Origin of the sequence: Paraburkholderia sp. BR10872, assembly GCF_040965835.1 — a bacterium.
GTDB classification, from domain to species: domain Bacteria; phylum Pseudomonadota; class Gammaproteobacteria; order Burkholderiales; family Burkholderiaceae; genus Paraburkholderia; species Paraburkholderia nodosa_A.
The window spans coordinates 55,162-71,216 of the sequence record NZ_JBFRCN010000024.1; the positions used below are offsets into that span (position 1 = coordinate 55,162).

Genomic DNA, 16,055 nt, shown 5'->3' on the forward strand with positions numbered 1-16,055 from the left:
GACAGGTTTCCCATGTGCACCGACGATCGAACTGCTACGCAAGCCTCCATGCCTGAATTCCGGACGCAGGGCGATGTCTGCTCGTTCGGGAATCAAGCCGTTGCATTGCGCTGGACACTCGAGGACGAACACCTCACTCGCTTCTCGCTCGTCGATTGCGCAAGAGCATGCGAGCTGCCGATCGTCGCGCCGTTCACGCTGACGTTCGCGGATGGCACCACGCTCGGTCTGGCCGGACTGCGGGTGCTTGCACCGGTACGGGAAGACGCGCTCGCGGCCAACCCGCACGCATCGCGCCTGGCCGAACGCGTTGAGGGCCAGCGCGTGAGCATCACGCTGGGCGACGCCCAGGGGCGTCTCGCGATTCAATGGAGCGTAGAGCAGCGCGACGGCGCGCGATATCTGCGCATGACGCTAAACGTGACGGCCCTGCGCCTGGACGAAGCCATTGGCGTCGTTTCATTGCTGCAGGCGCGCGCTGCCGCCGCGCAGACCGGCAGTGAACGCAAGGGCACGCCGGTCGTCGCGGGCAGCTTCTATCTGGGCTTCGAGTTGCCGCTTGCAACCAGCCACGTGGAGGCAGATAGCATCGCTTTTACGCTGCATCGCGCGTTGCCGCTGGAAAAGAACCGGACGCTGACTTACTCCGCCGTGGCCGGCGTGGCTCGCGACGGACAGTTGCGGCGTGATTTCTCCACATACCTCGAGCAGGAGCGCGCTCGCCCATATCAGCCGTTTCTGCACTACAACAGCTGGTGGGATATCGGTTATCTCACGCCTTATACGCAGGAACAGGCGCTGGAGCGTATCGACGCAATCGGCCACGAGTTACATACCGCGCGCGGCGTGCAGATCGATTCGTTTCTTTTCGACGATGGCTGGGACGACCTTGGCGGCGGCTGGCATTTCAGCCAGGCGTTTCCTCATGGCTTTGCTCCGCTGCGCGACGCGGCGGCGCGCTATGGCGGCGCGCCCGGCGTTTGGCTGTCTCCCTGGGGCGGCTATTGCGCGCCGAAGGACGAACGCGTCACGCACGGCCGCGCCACTGGCTATGAGGTCATCGACAATGGCTTTGCGTTATCGGGGCCTCGCTATTACGAGCGCTTTCACGAAGTCGTGATGAGCCTGCTCGCGAGAGACGGCGTGAACCAGTTCAAGTTCGACGGCACGGGCAACGCGGACCGTGTATTTCCAGGCAGCCTTTTCGATAGCGACTGGGACGCGGCAATCCAGCTCATCGGCGACATTCGCGCGGCGAAACCGGCAACCTTCATCAATCTCTCGACCGGCACGCATCCCTCGCCGTTCTGGCTGCGCTACGTCGACGCGATCTGGCGGGGCGGCAGTGACGACGGTCAGGCGGGCAGCGGCACGCACCGCGAGCGCTGGATCACGTATCGCGACGCGCAGACGTACCGCAACGTCGTGCTGCGCAGCCCGCTCTTTCCGCTCAATTCCCTTATGCTGCACGGCATTGTGCTGGCACAGTGCAATCCGCGCCTGAATGCGCCGGCAGGCGACGCATTCGCGCACGAGGTGCGGTCCTTCTTCGCGAGCGGTACGCAATTGCAGGAGCTATACATCACGCCTTCGCTGCTGGGCGAAGACGACTGGAACGTGCTCGCGCAAGCGGCCCGGTGGGCGCGCGCGAACAGCGATGTATTGCGCGACAGCCACTGGATCGGTGGCGCGCCCGACGAAGCGGCAATCTACGGCTGGGCCGCGTGGGCGCCGCACAAGGCATTCGTCACACTGCGCAATCCGCACGATCAGGCGCAGCGCTTTGCACTGGCGCTGCGGCATCAACTGGAATTGCTGGCCGAGGCGGCAGGACGATTTCATGTGCGGAGTCTCTGGCATGCAGGCAAGAGCAGCATTCCCGCAATACTGGACGCGGACGTGCCGTGCGAAATCCAGCTCGCGCCATTCGAAGTGCTCACGCTGGAACTGCTGCCGTCCGCTGGGGGCTAATACAACGCATTCGCCAGATGCACCGGCTTCGCTTCGATCTGGTGCAGGTCGAAGATCAGCACCTCGTTCTCGCCTTGCGTGAGCCACGGCGCGGGGCAAAACAAGCGCTGTTGCGGGCCGATACTCCAGTAGCGTCCGAGATTGTGCCCATTGACCCAGACTACGCCCTTGGTCCAGTGGCTCATATCGAGCCAGGTGTCGCCGATTTCATCGATAACCAGGCGCGCCTTGAAAAAAAGCCCGGGTTTCAGCGGATTCGTGCAGCGTGCCTGCAACCCGGCGATGTACGCCTCATCCATCGGCAGCGAAAAGACTTCCCATTCCTCGAGCGATGAAACGGACCCGTCGGCGTATTGTATTTTCACGGGCTCCAGCAGGCCTTTGCGGTCGACGATTGCAGGCCCGAAGTTGACGCGGCCCATGGACTCTACCAGGATCTCCAACGCGCCGGACGCGGCGGCGGGCAATGCGAGCGGCGCGCGATGCGTCACGCGTAGCCGCTGTGAATAGTCGTGCGGAATCCGCGCACGCGAGACGCCGCCCGCGTAGCGCTCGCCGACGAAGACCGTTGCATAGTCGTGAACGCCGCTGATATCCAGCGCGTCAGCAGGTTGCGAACGCAACGTTTTTCGATACAGCATGAAGCCGAATGTCTGGCCGTAGTGCTCGAACGGCAACGGAGCGACACTTGGCAAGGGCGCGGGGAGGTTGTCCCAGATCGAGGCATAGAGGGTGGGCGTCAGGGTGTGGCCCGCGACCGTGGGTATGGCGTCCGGGATCTCCGGCAACGGCTCGGCCAGGTAACGGGCGATGATGTCGCGATACTTCAGGAATTTCGCGGTGGCGGCCCCTTGCTCGTTAATTGGCGCGCCATAGTCGTAGCTCGTGATATCGGGTTGATAGTTGCCCGACTCGTCCATATTCGCGCCGGCATAAAAGCCAAAACTCGTGCCGCCATGAATGACATAGAGGTTGAACGACAATTGCGACTGCATGAATGCACTCAAGATGGCGGAAAGATCGTAATGAAGTCCGGCGAATTCAGGCTCGCCCCAATGCGTCGGCCAGCCCGGGTAGACCTCGCCCGCCATCGCGGGAACGGCAGGAAACGCGCGTCGCACCGTGGCGATTTGCGCCGCGTTGCCGTTGCTCAATGCAATGGCGCCGCCCGTCACCGTCGTGCGATTGCGTTCGAGTTGCGCGAGGCCGTCCTCGGTGTAGAAGGGCCCCGTTACGCCGCCCCGTAGCCAGAGCTGCCTCAGTTCTTCGAGGTAAGCGGGATTACTTGCGTACGAACCGAATTCATTCTCTATCTGGATCATCAGGATCGGCCCGCCTGCATCGATCATCAACGGTTTGATGCGGGGAACCAGTTCGCCGATGTAGCGCGCAACCGCAGCCATGTAACGGGCATCGCTGGCGGAGTCGGTGCGAAGCTGGATGTCCGGTTCGCTCAGCAGGTAAGCGGGAAGGCCTCCCAGGTCCCATTCTGCGCAAACGTAGGGGCCCGGACGCAGCAGCACCCACAGCGCTTCTTGCTGACACAGACGGATAAAGGCTTCGAGATCGCGGTTGCCGCTTTCGAAGTCGAACACGCCCCTGCGCGTCTCGTGGTAGTTCCACATGATGTACAGCGCAATGCAGTTCATGCCCATCGCTTTGGCCATGCGAATGCGATGCAGCCAGTACTCGCGTGGTATGCGCGCGGGATGCATCTCGCCGCTGCGAATCTGCAAGGGTTCGCCGTCGAGCAGGAAGTGCTCGCCGTTGGGACTGAACGAGAAGGTGTGGCTGCGTTCGAGGCTCACGGTGCAATCGCGCCCTTGTATTTGCACACTCACGCACTATACTTCGACGGCTGATAGTAGAACGCTTAATTTCGCTTAAGCCTATAATTCGGCAAGAATACGCGCAAGTCAGATATGCCGAGCTATGTAACCGTATTGACGCAGTTACATTCGAATATGAAAAAGCGTGCTATTTTTCCGATTGCCAGTTCAACGCTTCTCGTCGCGGCGGGAATTTTCTGCATCGTCTTGTCACTCTCGACAAGGTCCCTGATCGGAACGCTTTTCATCGCAAGGATGCTGCTGTTCTGCGGCTTCGTGCATGCCTTGAATCTGTTCACGACGAAGGACTGGAAACTCGCTATCAGGCGCATTCCGCCGGTCATCGTGCCCATACTCATCGGCATTCTCATTCTGGTCAATGACAGCGCACGGGCTCGCGGGCTTACCGTGATGCTGATGATCTTTTTCGTGCTCGACGGCTTCTTCAAGATCATTGCTTCCGTCGGGCAGGACGTGAAGATCAACAACATCGGCATTGTCAGTGCGGCGCTGTCTTTCCTGCTCGCCATTTTTCTGGCCGCCAATTTCCCGAGCGTGCCGTTGCCCTTGCTCGGATTGTTCCTCGGGCTGGATCTCATTTCCATGGCCGTGGTGCCGTTTGGCGGCCGGGAGCGCAGGCGCGACCTGATCTGACCTGACGAAAGCGCAGTCGGCGGCCGCGTCACGGCCGCGCATCACGTTTCGCGCGCACACGGTATCGCCATCGATGCCCGTGTCAGTGTGCGGTTGCCGTTTTACACACGCAAAACCGACGGAGGCGATTCATGATCTTCGCAAATGGCTTTACGTTTTCGAACTTTATTATCGATACGTTTTCGATATTCATGTTCATTCTGTGGTTCTGGCTGTTCATCACGATCACGAGCGACCTGTTCCGTCGAACCGATATATCGGGCTTCCTGAAGATCGTCTGGGTGATCTTTCTGATTGTTTTGCCCTATATCGGCATATTTGCCTATGTCCTCACGCAAGGCAGGGACATGGCGCATCGCAACCAGGAACGGGCGCAGAAGGCGCGCGAAGAACTGCGCCACATAGTGGGCTACAGTGTCGCGGACGAAATCGAGAAGCTCGACAAGCTGAAAACGACAGGCTCGATTACCGACGACGAGTACAAGCGCCTGCGCGCGCGGCTCGTCGAATGAGAAGGGCAGCAGGCATGGCAACCGTCCATGCCTGAATCATGCAGCAAGCGCGGGCTACGGCAACGTAGCCCGTCGCGTCATCCGGTCATTCAGTACCCGAAACGATCTTCGAGATCCTCCAGTTGCTTCTCGTCACCAGCACGTAGTCGCCGTTCACGCCAAGCCATTGCTGGCCGCGCTTCGGTGCGTCCAGGTTATGCGACTTCCAGTCTTTCATCTGGTAGTTGTAATGCCGATACTTCGAGGGAACCTGTTGGCCCTCATGCCAGTCGCGATGCGGCATGGTCGGCATGACCTGCTGGCGACCTGTCCCCTGGCTTTGGTCTGCACCCGATGCTGCGTCTTGCGCCATTGCGGAAGAGGCAACACCGAGGAGGAGCGCAGCGATGACTGAGAGGACGAGTTGGCTTTTCATGATTCGATCTCCGGAGGCAAGAAGATGATTGACGTCACCATGACTATGGCTTCTTCGGTTATAGAACATCCCGAAATCCGTGATATCCAGTTGTGCGAACGTGCCCTTAAAAGCGTATGGGCAAAGGCTGGAAAACGAACGAATCTAGCGGTGTGAATAAGGGTGTGAAGCGTCTATCCATAGTAGTAAACGGAATTCCGACTTCAAGTAATTTACGAGTGGTTGATTTTGCGGCGGTTTTGCGTAATTCCTGTGAATGCATGAAAGCGCTGCTTGTTAGATAACGATCGAAACGTTATGCGTTTTTCGCGCGCTTGAGCATTCGCGAATTGCGCACATCGGGGGCTCTGATTTGCAGTTTGAGTGAACATCGCAATTATCCGGTCGGGTACGGCGCAATGAGCCATTCGGGGCGCGCGCGTACCGTCTCTATTTTTCGGTGGAGCCTCGCGTGCCAAACTGCGAACCCAGACGCTGCAGACCGTGGCTGATCGGCATTGCGGCAATGTTGCTGCTGGCGGGCAACGGTTGCCGCGACAGGCAAGCTCAGAGCGGCGCGGCGCCACCGCCGCCGAGCGTGCTCGTCGTAACGGTTGCGGCGCAAACGATTCCCCGCGAGATCGAACTGCCGGGGCGGATCGAAGCGATCCGTTCGGCGGAAGTGCGCGCACGCGTGGACGGGATCGTCGAGCGGCGGCTCTTCGAGGAGGGCACCGACGTGCGCGCCGGGGCGCCGCTTTTTCTGATCGATTCGCGCGACTACGAGGCTGCATTGCAGCAGGCCCAGGCCGCGCTCAACCGGGCCCGGGCCGTGCAGGGCAATGCGGCCTCGGAGGTGGCGCGCTTCAAGCCGCTGGTGGCACGCCAGGTCGTGAGCGCCCAGGAGTTCGAGGCCGCGACGGCCGCACTGCAGCAGGCCGACGCGAATGTTGCGGATGCACGCGCCGCGGTGACGCTCGCGCAGCTTCGCCTCGATCGATGCACGGTTCGCGCGCCGATAGCGGGCCGTGTGGGGCGCGCGCTCGTCACCGAAGGCGCGCTGGTCAGTGCTGCGGGCGCAACCTTGCTCACGCAGGTCAACCAGCTAACGCCGGTGAATGCCGTTTTTACGCAGTCGAATATTTCGTTGCTGGAAGTACGCAAACAGATCGCGTCAGGCACGCTCGCGGCGCCGGCCGCCCGCGCGCAAGTGTGGCTCACGCTCGGGAACGGCGACGACTATGGCGAGCCGGGCGTGCTCGACTTCACCGATCTCGTCGTCGATCCTTCCACCGGGACGCAGGTGCTGCGCGCGCGCTTCAGCAATGCATCGCGCATCTTGTTGCCGGGGCAGTTCGTGCGCGGGCGCGTCGTGATCGGGACGATACCGAACGGCCTCGTCGTCCCCGCGCGCGCCGTGCAGTTCGACAGCAACGGTGCGAACCTCTCGCTCGTCGCCGACGACGGCACCGTCGTGCGCCGCAATGTCGTGCTCGGCCCGCAGGAAGCGGGGCAATGGGTCGTGAAGGATGGGCTGGAGCCGGGTGAGCGCGTCATCGTCGACGGCTGGCAAAGGGTGCAGCCGGGGCAGCGCGTGGACGCCCATCCCTTCACCGCGCCGGCCCACTCCTGAGCGGCGCGCCTCATGAACCGATTCTTCGTCTACCGGCCAGTCTTCGCGTGGGTCGTTGCGCTCTTCGTCACGCTCTTCGGCGCCCTCGCGCTCATGCTGCTGCCGGTCGAGCAGTACCCCGACGTCGCGCCGCCCTCGCTCACGATATCGGCGGTCTATAGCGGTGCCGACGCGAACACGCTGGACCGTACAGTGACGTCGATCATCGAAGACGAGATGAACGGCGTCGAGAATTTCCTCTACATGTCGTCGCAGAGCCGCTCGAACGGCACGGCGCAGATCACCGTCACGCTCAGGCCCGGCACGAATCTCGACGTCGCGCTCTCGCAGGTCCAGGACCGCCTGAGCCGCGTGGAGCCCCGCCTGCCGCTGGAGGTGAGGCAGGTGGGCGTGAGCGTCACGAAGGCGTCGTCCGGCTTTCTGATGCTCATTGCGCTGCAGTCCGCCGATGGTTCGATCCCGGCTGTCGAGCTGGGCAACTTTGCGGCCAATAACATCGTCAACGAATTACGCCGCATTCCCGGCGTCGGCGATGCACAGCTGTTCGGTTCGTCGTATGCCATGCGGATATGGATCGATCCGGAAAAACTGAGCAGCTTCGGGATTTCGGCAATCGAAGTGATGACGGCCATCCAGGAGCAGAACAGCCAGACTGCGGGCGGCAGCCTCGGCGACCAGCCCATCGCGCCGGGCGCCGAACTCAATGCTCAGATCGTCATGCGCGGCCGCTTTTCTACGCCCGAGCAGTTCCGCGAGGTCATCGTGCGCTCGAACCCGGATGGCTCGACGGTGCGTGTGGGCGACGTCGCACGCGTGGAGCTGGGCAACGACAGCTATGGCTTTCGCTTTCGCGTGAACGGCAGGGAGTCCGCCGGGATCGCCATCCAGCTTGCGAGCGGAGCGAACGCGCTGGCCGTGGCGAGCGCCGTCCGGCAGCGTCTCACGCAATTGCAGCCGACTTTCCCGAAGGGCGTGGCATGGGTCGTGCCGTTCGACACGACGCCGTTCATCACGACCTCGCTGAGCGGCGTGCTGCGCACGATGGTCGAGGCGTTGCTGCTCGTGACGGTCATCGTGTTCCTCTTCCTGCAGAAATGGCGCGCGACGCTCATCCCCACGCTGGTCGTGCCGATCGCGCTGATCGGCACGTGTGTCGGTATTTATTTGTTCGGACTCTCCATCAATCTGCTTTCGCTGTTCGCCATGGTCGTGGCGATCGGTATTCTCAACGACGACGCGATCGTGGTGGTGGAAAGCGTCGAGCGCGTGATCCAGGAAGAGGGACTCGGTTCGCGGCGCGCGACCGTCAAGGCCGTCGGGCAGATTGCGGGCGCCGCCATTGCGAGCACACTCGTGCTCATTGCGGTGTTCGTTCCCATGGCGTTTTTTCCGGGCTCGACGGGCGCGATCTATCGCCAGTTCTCGGTCACGCTCACCGTTTCGATCTTTCTGTCGACCCTGCTCGCGCTGACGCTGGGCGTGGCCATGTCGGCAACGCTGCTGGGCAGCCGGACGAAGACCAGTGACGGCACAGGCAAGCCCGCCGCCACACACTGGCCGGCCCGCATGCAACAGCGCGTGTTCGATGCCTTCAATCGCGGCATGGAAAACGCCACCGAGCGCTACGTGCTGGCCGTGCAGGCCATGCTGCGCAAGCCGGTGCGTTGGCTCCTCGTCTTCGTCGTGGTGTGCGCGGCGACCGGTTTCTTCTTCACCCAGTTGCCGCGCGGCTTCATTCCGGGCGAGGACCAGGGGCACATTTTCGTCGCGTACACGGCGGCGCCCGGCGCGACGGCGCAGCGCACGCAACAGGTCGTCGATCAGGTCGAGGCCTTTCTCAGGCAGCAGCCGCAGGTGCGCAATATCGCATCCGTCACGGGATTCAGCTTCTTCGGCCAGGGACAGTCGGCGGCAATGTCGTTCGTCGACCTGAAGCCGTGGTCGGAGCGGCCGGGCGCGGCCAATTCTGCGGGGGCGCTGGTGGCGCGCGCGAACGCGGCGTTGCGCAATATTCCTCAAGCGCTCGTCTTCGCGCTCGATCCGCCGGCCATTCCCGCGCTCGGCAATGCGAGCGGCTTCACGATGAAGATACTCGACCGCAGCGGCGTGGGCGGCGCGGCGCTGCAGCAGGCGAGCGCGCGCATGCTGGCGGAGGCCGCGCGCAGTCCCTTGCTGGTGGGCGTGCGTCCCGACGGTTTACCGCCCGCGCCACAGCTCTATGTCGATATCGACCGCGTGAAGGCGCGCGCGCTGGGGCTGCAGATCGGTCAGGTGAACAGCGCGCTCGCGCTCGCATTCGGTTCGAACTACGTGAACGATTTCGTCTGCGAGGGGAACGTGCTGCGCGTGCTCATGCAAGCCGACGCCGACCAGCGCATGAGGCCCGAGGATATCGGCGCGCTGCGGCTGCGCAACAACGTGGGGGAGTTGGTGCCGTTCTCGGCGTTCACGAGCGTGCACTGGAGCGCGGGACCGCAGCAGGTCGAACGCTACAACGGCTTTCCCTCGGCCACGATCTCCGGGCAGGCGGCGCCGGGCCGTTCGAGCGGCGCGGCGCTCGCGGAGATGGAGCGCATTGCTGACCACGTGCTTACCGGCAGCCTGACCTACGAATGGACCGGCACGGCGTTCGAGGAACAGCAGGCGGCCGGGCAGATCGGTGCGCTGCTGCTGCTTTCCCTCGTCGTGGTGTTCCTGCTGCTCGCCGCGCTCTACGAGAGCTGGGCGATTCCCGTTGCCGTGCTGCTCATCATTCCGCTGGGCGTGTTGGGCGCGGTTCTGTTCACCATGGCGCGGCGTTTTTCCGCCGACATCTACTTCAATATCGGCCTCGTGACCATCATCGGGCTCGCGGCGAAAAACGCCATTCTGATCGTGGAGTTCGCGATCAAGGAGGAGGCCGGTGGCAGCGATACGGTGAGCGCAGCGGTGAACGGTGCGCGCCAGCGCCTGCGGCCGATCCTGATGACGAGCGTGACCTTCGTGCTCGGCATGCTGCCGCTCGTGCTCGCCACGGGCGCGGGCGCGGCGGGCAGGCAGGCGGTGGGCACGGGCATCATGGGCAGCATGCTCACGGCCACGCTGTTCGGTATCTTCTTCACGCCCGTGTTCTATGTGGTGGCGCGCCGATGGTTGAGCCGCAAACGGACGCGCGACGATGACGAAGAAGACGCGCGGCCCGCGGGAGCGCACGATGCTTAAGACTGCCAGGTGGACGGCGATCACCGCGTGCCTGACGCTCGCGTCGTGCAACTTCGCGCCTCGCTACCAGCAGCCCGATTTGCCGGTTGCGCAAAGCTATGAGAGTGCGGATATCGCCGCGCCGGGCGGCGAGCGGCTCGCTTCAGAGCTGACGTGGGAGACCTTCTTTCGCGACCCGGCGCTCAGGCAGCTGATCGCCATGGCGCTTGCGCATAATCGCGATCTGGCGGCATCGGTTGCGCGCATCGGGCAGGCTCAGGCGCTTTATCGCGTGCAGCGCTCCGCGCAGTTTCCACAAGTGGCCGTGGGCGCGGACGCAACCCGCACCAAAACCCCGCTCAACTCCATCGAGCCCGAGCTGCCCAACAACAACACGTCGATTCACGTCAACCAGTACAGCGTGCAGGTGGCCGTCACGTCGTTCGAACTCGACTTCTGGGGGCGCGTGGCCAACCAGAGCGAGTCGGCGCGGCGAAACTATCTGGCGACGGTGGAGGCGAACGAAGCGTTTCGCCTCTCGCTCATCAGCAATGTGGCCGCGACGTACTACGCGATCCTTTCTGGCAACGAGGGCATCGACCTCGCGCAGCACACGCTGCAAACGCGCCAGTATGCGCTGGAGGTCGCGCGGCTGCGCCTCGAAGCGGGCGCGACCTCGCTCGTGGACTACGAGCAGGCGCGCATTCTCGTTACGCAGGCACAGACGCAGCTTGCCGAGCTGCAAAGAACGACAGGCCAGCAGCGCGATCAGTTGGCGGTCCTGATCGGCGGTCCCTTGCCGGATGCCGCGGACATGACGCAACGCCACGCGCTGGCCGACGCGGACCAGTTCGGCACGCTCGACGCGGGCCTACCTTCTTCGCTGCTGGCGCTGCGCCCCGATATTCGCGCGGCCGAGCAGTCGCTGCGAGCCGCCGACGCCGATATCGGCGCCGCGCGTGCGGACTATTTTCCGCGTGTTTCGCTCACGGGCAATTTCGGCTATGTGTCTCCCGAGTTGAGCGACCTGTTCGTGCCCGGCAAGCAGGCATGGCTCATCTCCGGGTTCGTCGCGCTGCCGATCTTCGACGCGGGGCGCCGCAGCGCGCAAGTGCGTCTGTCCGAAGCGCGTCAGACCGAACTCGTGGCGAACTACCAGAAAGCCGTTCAGGTGGCGTTCCGCGAAGTCTCCGACGCGCTGATCGCGCGCCAGCGCCTGCAGGAGCAAATCGCGGCACAGGAGCGCGCGGTGGCCTCCGAGTCGCGCCTGGCGGAGGCCGCGGAACTGCGCTACGAGAACGGCATCTCCATCTACCTGGAAGTGGTCGATGCGAAGCGCAGCCTGTTCGCGGCGCAACAGCAACTGATCCAGCTACGCGCTGCGGCGCTGCAAAACGGCGCTTCGCTCTATGTGGCGCTGGGAGGCGGGCAGGACGCGCGCCCGGCCGAGCACGCAGGCGCCGCTTCCGGTAGTGTCGTCACCCCGTAGCCGCGCGGGTCAAGCGCCACACATGGCGACGCGGTTGCGGCCGCGCGCTTTCGCATCGTACAGCGCCTGATCCGCCGCCTGGATGACCTGCGTGACATCGACATCCCGATCCGGCGACCAGCTTGCGTAGCCGATGCTTGCTGTGACGCGCCCGTACTCGCTGCCCGCATGCTCGATCGCGAGTTCGCTGATCGCATGGCGGATTTGCTCGGCGATCGCGCAGGCGCCGTCCAGCAGCGTATCGGGCAGCACGACGATGAACTCTTCGCCGCCGTAGCGTGCGGCGGTGTCCGCGGGCCGGCGGATGTTTTCGCCGATGCAGCGCGCCACGGCGGCGAGCGCGTCGTCGCCGGCCTGATGCCCGTACTGGTCGTTATAGGCCTTGAAGCGGTCGATATCGACGAACAGCAGCGAGAACACGCTGCGCGCTCGTCTGGCGCGCCGCCACTCCTGTTCGAGGATTTCGCCGAGCGTGCGGCGATTGCTCAGGCCCGTGAGGCTGTCGGTGCGTGCGAGCAGCTGCAGTTCCGACTCGGCACGCATCCTGCGCCGCAACTGCGTGGCGAGCATGAATGAGAGGCCGACGAAGCCGATGGCGAAGGTGCCCATGAGCGCGCCGATGGTCAGCGCGCGCCGCCGCCACGCGGCGTAGATATCGGGTTCGGCCTCCGCCACCATGATGATGAGCGGCTGGCGCGGGAAATTGCGGAAGAAGTACATCCGCCGCACGCCGTCTATCGACGACGTGTCCGAGAAACTGCCTTCCTTCGCAGCCAGAAAGTGGCGGAAGGTACTTGCGTTGCGGATGTTGCGTCCCACCACGGCCGGATCATAGGGCTGGCGCATGATCATGGTGCCGTCCTGCGCGATCAGCGAAATCGCCCCGTGGCGGCCGAGCGAGAGCCCGGCAAACAGCTGGTGAAAATACTCGAGGTTAATGGCGATCATGACGATGCCGGCGAACGACCCGTCGGGATGCGAAAGCCTGCGGCTCAGCGCAATGCTGGGCGAGCCGTTGCGCAGGCGCGAATGGTAGGGCGCACTGATGTAGAGTCCGGCATGGGGATTGTCGCGCTGCGCCGTAAAGTAGTCGCGGTCGGCGAAATTGGCGTTGAGCGGCGCGCCGGTGGCCGAATTCATGACGACGTTGCCCGTTTCGTCGAGCACGAGTATCGAGCCCAGATATTCCGCGGTGATGGCGTGGTCGAACAACAGCTGGCTGCGCAGCGGCGCGGGCAGCGCCATGACGTCGGGCCGGCCGATGCCGTCGACCACGGCTTGCAGCGAGAGCTCGTAAAGCTCGAGGTTGCGCTCGATGTCGCGTTGGGCGATGAGCGCAACGTTGCGCGAGTTCTCCCGGGCGCGCTCCAGGGCGTCGTGGCGGCTCTCGTAGAGCACCGTCGCACAGAGCGACGCCATGATGAAGGCGACCGCGAGGCTGCCATAGAAAATCGCGCGCGGCCCGGTGAGCCATCTGAGCAGGTTAGCGCTGGTGAACGCCGGCCGCATGGCTCCCTTCCAGATAAGACTGCGCGCTCGCTGCGTCCACAGGGCGAGAGAACCAGTAGCCCTGTGCCTCGTTACAGCCGTTCTCGATCAGGAATTCCAGTTGCCGCAGCGTTTCCACGCCCTCCGCTACCACGCGCATGCCGAGCGTATGGCCGAGCGCGAGCACAGCCTTCACGATGACCTCGTCCGCGCGCGAGTGGCCAATGCCCTTCACGAACGACATGTCGAGCTTGAGGCGATCGGGCATGAAGCTGCGAATATAGCCGAGGCTCGAATAGCCCGAGCCGAAGTCGTCGATGGCGACCGAGAGCCCCATCTCGCGAAGGGCACGCAGCGTGGCGAGCGAACGGGGCGCCATGAGCACGCCTTCGGTGATTTCCAGCTCGATATTGCGCGGGCTCACGCCGGTACGCGCCAGCGTTTGCGCCATCATCGCGGGCAAGTCCGCTCGCACGAACTGGACCGGCGAAACGTTGACCGAAACCACGATGTCCGGGTGCTCGCGCGCCCACTCGCGGGCCTGGCGGCAGGCCTCCTCGAACACGAACTCGCCGATCTGCACGATCAGGCCGTTTTCCTCGGCGAGCGGCACGAACAGCGCCGGGCTCACCTGGCCGCGCTCTGCGTCGTGCCAGCGAACGAGCGCCTCGAAACCCATCGTCTCGCCTGTCCTCGGGTTGACTCTCGGCTGCCACGCAACGGCAAACGCGCGCGACGCCACGGCTAGCCGCAACGCCTGCGCGAGGCTCGCCCGCTCCAGGTTCTGCATGGCGATAGCCATGTCGAATACCTGCATGCTGCCGGGTCCCATCGACTTGGCGCGGTACATGGCGGAGTCGGCGTACTTGAGCAGCGAGTCGGGATCGCTCGAATGATCGGGGAACACGGCGAGGCCGACACAGGCGAGCGGCACGATGACCTTGTTGCCGATCAGCAGGCCATGTGTCAAGGATTCCTGCATGCTTGCCGCTGCGGCGACGAAGTGATCGACGCTGCCCCGGCCGTACAGCACGGCGACGAACTCGTCGCCCGCATAGCGGGAAACCATTTCGCCCTGGGCGATATTGGCGGAAAGGCGGCGCGCGACTTCGCACAATACCTCGTCGCCCGCGGTATGGCCGAGCGAGTCGTTGATCTCCTTGAAGTTGTCGAGGTCGATGAACACCAGCGCGAACTTCTGCTGCGCGTCGAGCGCCGTGCGGACCAGTTCGCGCAATCGCGCCTTGAGGCCGAGCCGGTTCGGCAGATGCGTGAGCGAGTCCTCGTTGGCCTGCAGGCGCAACTGCTCCTGATAGCGGATGCGCTCGGAAACGTCGTTGAACACGGTCACGCAGTGCGTGGGGCGATTGCGCTCGTCGAGAACCGGCGCGACATGCAGCTCGATCCAGTAGGGCGAGCCGTCGGGCCGGCAGCATTTGAGCAGACCCTCTCCTTCGCGCTCCGATTGCATGGCACTGCGAACGATATTGGCATCGGCGCACGCTTTATCGCAATCGAGCATGTCCCAGTGCCCGGCGCCATTCGCTGTAGACACGGCGCGGCCGGTGATGCGCTCGAACGCCGCGTTGGCGTACGTAATGATGCTTTCGCCATCGACCTTTTGCGAAATGATCACAGCGTTTCTCGAAGCCTCCAGCGCCCGGCTGCGAATGCGCAAATGCTCTCTCGCCTGTTCGTGCGCGGTGACGTCGTGCGCAGTGATGAAACACGCGTCCTGACCCGCATAGTCCAGCAGATGCCAGGCGATATCGACGTGGATCACTTCTCCGTCGATGCGCACGTGCCGGCGCACGCCGCCTGCTCCGCTTTGCGCCCCGGAATTGACGTAGCCGTGCAGATCGCGGCGGAACGCACCGGTTTCGGCCTGCAGGCGGAGTTGCTCGACCGACATGGCTCTGAGTTGTTGAAGGCTCGCGCCGTATTGGCGCTGGGCCGCGGCGTTGGCGGTGAGGATCGCGTAGGAGCGCACATCGAAAATGAGCATCGCAACCGGATGCTGCTCGAAGTACTCGCGAAAGCGCCGCTCGGCCTCGAGCGCGACGATCTTCGCGGCGCTGCGGGAAAGCGCGGTGCGGTGGCTCGTAAACAACGTGAAGAGCAACAGCAATGCGCCGGCTGTCGCCGTGCCGATCAGCGAGATCTTTTGCCGCGCGAGCTGCGCCTGCGCGCTGAACTGCACGACCTTGATCTGCTCGCGCTGCTCGGAGCGCAGCTCGGTGAGCAGCGACATGATGGAGCTGAGCGTTTCGTTCGCGCGCTGCATCAGGGCGGGGTCGAGCCTCGCGCCCGCGTCTGCGAGCGCGATATTGCGCGCGGCCGCGTCGAGCTGCTCGGGCCAGATGGCGCTCAACTGCCGCAACTCGCGGATCGTGCGCTCGTTGCGCGGCGCGCCGGCAAAGTCGTGCTCGAGCCGGTCGTAAGTACCGGCCACGACTGCGGCCCGCTTGATCGGCCACGCGCGCGACGTATAGCCCGCCGTGCCCACGCCTTTGAGGAAGTCCGTATTCGCCGCGATGTGCAGCGTGAGCAGGGCTTCGAGTTCCGACGTGGTGTTCAGTTCCTGGCGAAGCCGCGAGTCGGCCGTGCCGCGCGACAGTTCGCGCTCAGTATCGCGCCGATTGCCACGCAGACGATCAGCGCCACGGCCAGCGCTACGGCGACGCCCTTGCCGGGCGCGCGGGACGGGGCCTGTGGAGGGGTTCCGGATAGTTCTACGTTCATCGCCACGCAACGCGATTCGGCACATCGCCACTCGCGCCGCGTTGCTCGGCCGGAGTGGGCAGGTTACTGGTGAATGCACCCGCATCAGCGCGGGAGGCGGGCAGAGGGGCCATGTGTTCCAGGCATGCAGACCGCGAAGGCACGGCAAGTCCGTGATCGGTCG

The 16,055-nt window shown here is 63.9% G+C and carries 11 protein-coding genes; 7 read left to right on the top strand and 4 right to left on the bottom strand.

All coding sequences use genetic code 11. From position 1 onward, the window contains the following. The first annotated feature begins 48 nt into the window (after positions 1-48). On the top strand, positions 49-1,971 hold the full coding sequence (locus AB4Y43_RS19805; protein WP_342948305.1) for an enterotoxin: 1,923 nt from the start codon (positions 49-51) through the stop codon (positions 1,969-1,971). Here AB4Y43_RS19805 and AB4Y43_RS19810 read toward each other — a convergent pair. Further along, the gene (locus tag AB4Y43_RS19810) at positions 1,968-3,779 is read right to left on the bottom strand and encodes a beta-galactosidase (RefSeq protein ID WP_368728579.1); all 1,812 of its coding nucleotides are present in this window, start codon (positions 3,777-3,779) and stop codon (positions 1,968-1,970) included. The two genes, AB4Y43_RS19805 and AB4Y43_RS19810, sit on opposite strands and share 4 nt — an antisense overlap. Before the next feature lie 156 nt (positions 3,780-3,935). Between AB4Y43_RS19810 and AB4Y43_RS19815 the strand changes: the two genes are divergently transcribed. Together AB4Y43_RS19815 and AB4Y43_RS19820 are read left to right on the top strand one after the other, a co-directional pair. After that, the gene (locus AB4Y43_RS19815) at positions 3,936-4,454 is read left to right on the top strand and encodes a DUF308 domain-containing protein (protein ID WP_254318469.1); all 519 of its coding nucleotides are present in this window, start codon (positions 3,936-3,938) and stop codon (positions 4,452-4,454) included. 131 nt (positions 4,455-4,585) lie between these two features. Beyond that, entirely contained in the window at positions 4,586-4,966 is a 381-nt protein-coding gene (locus AB4Y43_RS19820; RefSeq protein WP_069262336.1) for an SHOCT domain-containing protein, read from the top strand. Between the two features lie 85 nt (positions 4,967-5,051). Here AB4Y43_RS19820 and AB4Y43_RS19825 read toward each other — a convergent pair whose 3' ends face one another. Next, positions 5,052-5,381 carry an RcnB family protein gene (locus AB4Y43_RS19825; protein ID WP_069262335.1) on the bottom strand — a complete coding sequence of 110 codons (330 nt, stop codon included), beginning with the start codon at positions 5,379-5,381 and terminating at the stop codon, positions 5,052-5,054. 24 nt (positions 5,382-5,405) lie between these two features. On the opposite strand from AB4Y43_RS19825, the gene AB4Y43_RS19830 reads away from it, so the two are divergent. The 4 genes from AB4Y43_RS19830 (at position 5,406) to AB4Y43_RS19845 (ending at position 11,662) form a co-directional block, all read left to right on the top strand. Further along, positions 5,406-5,537 (top strand): hypothetical protein, encoded by a 132-nt coding sequence (locus AB4Y43_RS19830; protein ID WP_256094503.1) that lies wholly within the window; start codon positions 5,406-5,408, stop codon positions 5,535-5,537. A 295-nt stretch (positions 5,538-5,832) separates the two neighbouring features. Then, positions 5,833-6,993, top strand: a complete 1,161-nt coding sequence (locus tag AB4Y43_RS19835; RefSeq protein ID WP_342948303.1) for an efflux RND transporter periplasmic adaptor subunit — start codon at positions 5,833-5,835, stop codon at positions 6,991-6,993. 12 nt (positions 6,994-7,005) lie between these two features. After that, positions 7,006-10,194, top strand: a complete 3,189-nt coding sequence (locus tag AB4Y43_RS19840) for a multidrug efflux RND transporter permease subunit (RefSeq protein WP_368728580.1) — start codon at positions 7,006-7,008, stop codon at positions 10,192-10,194. Next, positions 10,187-11,662, top strand: coding sequence for an efflux transporter outer membrane subunit (locus AB4Y43_RS19845; RefSeq protein ID WP_368728581.1), 1,476 nt, complete (start codon positions 10,187-10,189; stop codon positions 11,660-11,662). Before AB4Y43_RS19840 ends, AB4Y43_RS19845 begins: the two co-directional genes overlap by 8 nt. Before the next feature lie 9 nt (positions 11,663-11,671). On the opposite strand, the gene AB4Y43_RS19850 is transcribed toward AB4Y43_RS19845, so the two are convergent. Both AB4Y43_RS19850 and AB4Y43_RS19855 read right to left on the bottom strand, forming a co-directional pair. Further along, positions 11,672-13,171 carry a diguanylate cyclase gene (locus AB4Y43_RS19850; protein WP_368728582.1) on the bottom strand — a complete coding sequence of 500 codons (1,500 nt, stop codon included), beginning with the start codon at positions 13,169-13,171 and terminating at the stop codon, positions 11,672-11,674. After that, on the bottom strand, positions 13,146-15,917 hold the full coding sequence (locus AB4Y43_RS19855) for a putative bifunctional diguanylate cyclase/phosphodiesterase (RefSeq protein ID WP_368728583.1): 2,772 nt from the start codon (positions 15,915-15,917) through the stop codon (positions 13,146-13,148). Before AB4Y43_RS19855 ends, AB4Y43_RS19850 begins: the two co-directional genes overlap by 26 nt. Positions 15,918-16,055: the final 138 nt, after the last annotated feature.

Excerpts from the sequence above, each read along its gene's own strand:
- AB4Y43_RS19805 (WP_342948305.1), top strand. The coding sequence starts at position 49 with ATGCCTGAATTCCGGACGCAGGGCGATGTCTGCTCGTTCGGGAATCAA.
- AB4Y43_RS19815 (WP_254318469.1), top strand. The coding sequence starts at position 3,936 with ATGAAAAAGCGTGCTATTTTTCCGATTGCCAGTTCAACGCTTCTCGTC.
- AB4Y43_RS19820 (WP_069262336.1), top strand. The coding sequence starts at position 4,586 with ATGATCTTCGCAAATGGCTTTACGTTTTCGAACTTTATTATCGATACG.
- AB4Y43_RS19825 (WP_069262335.1), bottom strand. The coding sequence starts at position 5,381 with ATGAAAAGCCAACTCGTCCTCTCAGTCATCGCTGCGCTCCTCCTCGGT.
- AB4Y43_RS19830 (WP_256094503.1), top strand. The coding sequence starts at position 5,406 with ATGATTGACGTCACCATGACTATGGCTTCTTCGGTTATAGAACATCCC.
- AB4Y43_RS19840 (WP_368728580.1), top strand. The coding sequence starts at position 7,006 with ATGAACCGATTCTTCGTCTACCGGCCAGTCTTCGCGTGGGTCGTTGCG.
- AB4Y43_RS19845 (WP_368728581.1), top strand. The coding sequence starts at position 10,187 with ATGCTTAAGACTGCCAGGTGGACGGCGATCACCGCGTGCCTGACGCTC.
- AB4Y43_RS19850 (WP_368728582.1), bottom strand. The coding sequence starts at position 13,171 with ATGCGGCCGGCGTTCACCAGCGCTAACCTGCTCAGATGGCTCACCGGG.
- AB4Y43_RS19855 (WP_368728583.1), bottom strand. The coding sequence starts at position 15,917 with ATGTGCCGAATCGCGTTGCGTGGCGATGAACGTAGAACTATCCGGAAC.